Genomic DNA, 3,663 nt, shown 5'->3' with positions numbered 1-3,663 from the left:
TGCGAGGCATCGGCGGCGTTGCGGGCGATTTCCTGGGCGGCGGCGCCGAGTTCGTTGATCGCCGCGGCGACGCTGTTGGTGCGGTTGGACTGCTCGTCGGAGTTGGCCATCGAAGAGTTCGAGGCGTTCACCACCAGTTGCGAGACGTCGTGCAGTTTGTGCGCGGTCCCGGCGACTTCCCGGATCGAGCGATGGATCCGCTCGACGAACTGGTTGAAGGCATCGCCGAGCACGCCGAATTCATCGCGGCTGGTCACGGCGAGGCGCTTGGTCAGGTCGCCCTCGCCCTGGGCGATGTCCTGCATGGCACGGCCCATCAGGTGCAGCGGCTGCATCAGCAGGCGGATCAGCAGGCCGAGCAGGACCAGGATGGCGACGATGGAGATCAGCGCGGCGGCGATGGCCGAGACGCGGAACTTGCTGAGCATGGCGTAGGCCTTGTCCTTGTCGATGGACAGCGCCAGGTACCAGGTCACCGAAGGCAGGCCCTTGATCGGGGTAAAGGCGAGGATGCGGGTATGCCCGTGCAATTCGGCCTCGCTGAAACCGGTGGCGATCTTCGGCGTGTTCTGCGGGTAGACCTCGCTCAGGGTTTTCATCACCTGCTCTTTGTCCGGGTGCACCAGGATCTTGCCGTCGCCGCTGACCAGGAAGGCGTAGCCCATGCCGCTGAAGTCCAGCGAATTGATGATCTGTACCAGGGTCTTCAGGCTGAGGTCGCCGCCCACCACGCCGAGGGTGTTGCCGGCGGCCTTCACCGGCGTCGCCGCGGTGATGATCAGTTCCTGGGTGGCGGCGTCGACGTAGGGCTCGGTCAGGGTCAGGCCGCCGGCCGCTACGGCGTCCTTGTACCAGGGCCGGCTGCGCGGATCGTAGCCGGCCGGCATCGGGCTGTCCGGGCGCATGGTGAAGACGCCGTCCTGCTGGCCGAGGTAGGTGAAGCTGAAGGTCGAGGTCAGGGCCGGCTGTTCGAGCAGGGCGCTGACGGCTTCCGGGCTGTGGTCGCGGGCCAGGGTCTGGGCGGTCTGCTCGACCAGCAACAGACGGCCACCGAGCCAGTTCTGGATGTTGCTGGAGGTCACGTCACCCATTTCCCGCAGGTAGCTTTCGAGGTCCTCGCGGATCGCGTTGCGCTGCAGGTAATCGTTGTAGAGGGTGAACAGTGCGAAAGCGGCGAACACCACGAGGGAGGCCGCGAGGAGGATCTTGTGGCTGAACTTCAGACTTTTGATCATGTTGTATTGCGTCCAGGAGTATGTAGCGCCAGTCTTTGACCAGACCCCTGCGACCGTTCCGCGGGCGCAGGGGCTTTCCGTACGCCTTGCAGCGTCGGGCGGGTCGCGCGGGTGGGTAGTCCGTCGACCCAGGCACGGCCTTGTGCCACGAAGCCACGGTTCCCTGGGTGGCTCCGAAGAATGCGTGATACGGATACGATGGCGATTTTTCCTGTCTCAGCAAGGCCCGAAGGTCTTCGCTGAAGCTGGACGGCCAGATCGGGTCGATGCGCTGGCCCGACGCCCTTCGCGGGAACCCGCGCATATTGGTACGCGGGTTCCGCTGGAAGCCCCGTTGTACAAGGGCTTTCCCTTACTGTCGGCACAGCGTGCCGGAGCTTTAGTCCCGAGGATGAATGGATGTCGCAAGCGAATGAGTTGTTGATCGGCGCTGGCCCCGATGGCCAGCCGGTAGGGCAGGCCTGGCGCCTGGCCAACCGTCATGGATTGATCGCCGGCGCCACCGGTACCGGCAAGACGGTGACCTTGCAGCACCTCGCCGAATCCTTCAGCGATGCCGGTGTCGCGGTATTCGCCGCCGACATCAAGGGCGACCTGTGCGGCATCGCCGCGCCGGGCAACCCGCAGGGCAAGGTCGCCGAACGCATCGCCAGCATGCCGTGGCTGAACTACCAGCCGAAGGCCTACCCGACCACGCTCTGGGACATCGCCGGGAAGACCGGCCACCCGTTGCGCACCACCATCAGCGAGATGGGCCCGCTGCTGCTGGCCAACCTCCTGGAGTTGACCGATAGCCAGCAGGCCGCGCTGTTCGCCGCCTTCCAGGTGGCCGACCGGGAAGGCCTGCTGCTGCTCGACCTGAAGGACCTGAAGGCGCTGCTCAACCACCTGAAGGACAATCCGGAGATCCTCGGCGAGGACCGGGCGCTGTTCACCGGCGCTTCCGGGCAGGCGCTGCTGCGCCGCCTGGCCACTCTGGAGCAGCAGGGCGCCGAGGCCTTCTTCGGCGAGCCTGCCCTGCAACTGGAAGACATCCTCCGCCCCGAGCCGGACGGGCGCGGGCGCATCCACCTGCTCGACGCCAGCCGCCTGGTGCACGAGGCGCCGAAGGTCTACGCGACTTTCCTGCTCTGGCTGCTGGCCGAGCTGTTCGAGCAACTGCCGGAGCGCGGCGATGCCGACAAGCCGGTGCTGGCACTGTTCTTCGACGAGGCCCACCTGCTGTTCAACGGCACGCCGAAAGCCTTGCGCGACCGCCTGGAACAGGTGGTCCGGCTGATCCGCTCGAAAGGCGTCGGGGTGTACTTCGTCACCCAGTCGCCGGGCGACCTGCCGGACGATGTCCTGGCCCAGCTCGGCCTGCGTATCCAGCATGGCCTGCGCGCCTTCACCGCCAAGGAGCAGAAATCGCTGCGCGCGGTGGCCGACGGTTTCCGCCCGAACCCGGCGTTCGACACCCTGGGGGTGCTGACCGAACTGGGTATCGGCGAGGCGTTGGTCGGCACCCTGGAGGAAAAGGGCACGCCGGCCATGGTCCAGCGCGTCGCGGTGGCGCCGCCCTATTCGCGGATCGGCCCGCTGAGCGACAGCGAGCGCGCTGAACTGGTCCAGCGGTCGCCGTTGAAGGGTCGCTACGACCAGCCGATCGATCGCGAGTCGGCCTACGAGGTGCTGGCGAACAAGGCGGGCGCCAAGCCCGAGGTCCAGGGCCAGGCGACTGCTCAGCAGGAAAGCTCGTCCGGCGTCGGCGGCATGGCCGGGCAGATTCTCGGCAGCCTGCTGTCCAATTCGACGGTGAAGAGCGCCATGCGCCAGGCGGCCAACCAGTTGAGCCGGGAGCTGGTGCGTGGCCTGCTCGGCTCGTTGATGGGCGGGAAGAAGCGGCGCTGAGCGCCAGGCCATGAAAAAGGCGCCCGCGGGCGCCTTTTTCATGGGGGCTGGATGATCGCCGGCTAACCGCTTCGCGGTTAGCCGGCCTGTGGGACGGACGGGCTCAGATCTTGAAGCTGTCCACCAGGTGCCGCAGGCGCCCGGCCTGGGTTTCCAGCTCGCCGCAGGCGCGCAGGGTGGCCTGGAGGTTCTCCACGCCTTCCTGGTTGAGGGTGTTGATCTCGGTGATGTCCATGTTCAGCGAGTCGACCACCGCGGTCTGTTCCTCGGTGGCAGTGGCCACCGACTGGTTCATGCTGTCGATCTCGCCGATCCGGCTGGTCACGCTACCCAGGCGTTCGCCGGCACGGTTGGCGATCTCCACGCTCTCCAGGCTGTAACGCTGGCTTTCGGTCATGGTGGCCACCGCCTCGCGGGCGCCGACTTGCAGCTCTTCGATCATCTTCTGGATCTGCTGGGCCGACTCCTGGGCACGATGGGCCAGGTTGCGCACCTCGTCGGCGACCACCGCGAAGCCGCGTCCGGCCTCGCCGGCGCG

Annotated in this window: 3 protein-coding genes; 1 reads left to right on the top strand and 2 read right to left on the bottom strand. The window is 66.8% G+C overall.

Annotated elements, in window-relative coordinates; translation table 11 throughout:
• Positions 1 to 1,235: methyl-accepting chemotaxis protein PctA (gene pctA / locus ACTJJX_RS34880; RefSeq protein WP_073668273.1), on the bottom strand; the 1,235-nt coding region annotated here is incomplete at its 3' end.
• Positions 1,236 to 1,634: 399 nt separating this feature from the next.
• On the opposite strand from pctA, the gene ACTJJX_RS34875 reads away from it, so the two are divergent.
• Positions 1,635 to 3,125 (top strand): helicase HerA-like C-terminal domain-containing protein, encoded by a 1,491-nt coding sequence (locus ACTJJX_RS34875; RefSeq protein WP_003114975.1) that lies wholly within the window; start codon positions 1,635 to 1,637, stop codon positions 3,123 to 3,125.
• A gap of 103 nt (positions 3,126 to 3,228) precedes the next feature.
• Here ACTJJX_RS34875 and ACTJJX_RS34870 read toward each other — a convergent pair.
• Positions 3,229 to 3,663 (bottom strand): methyl-accepting chemotaxis protein (locus ACTJJX_RS34870; protein ID WP_034075048.1); only part of this gene is annotated, 435 nt, incomplete at its 5' end.

Origin of the sequence: Pseudomonas sp. 22490 (assembly GCF_052044465.1) — a bacterium.
Classification (GTDB): domain Bacteria; phylum Pseudomonadota; class Gammaproteobacteria; order Pseudomonadales; family Pseudomonadaceae; genus Pseudomonas; species Pseudomonas aeruginosa.
Note: the sequence above shows the minus strand (reverse complement) of the source record. Positions and strands in the feature narration are given on the sequence as shown.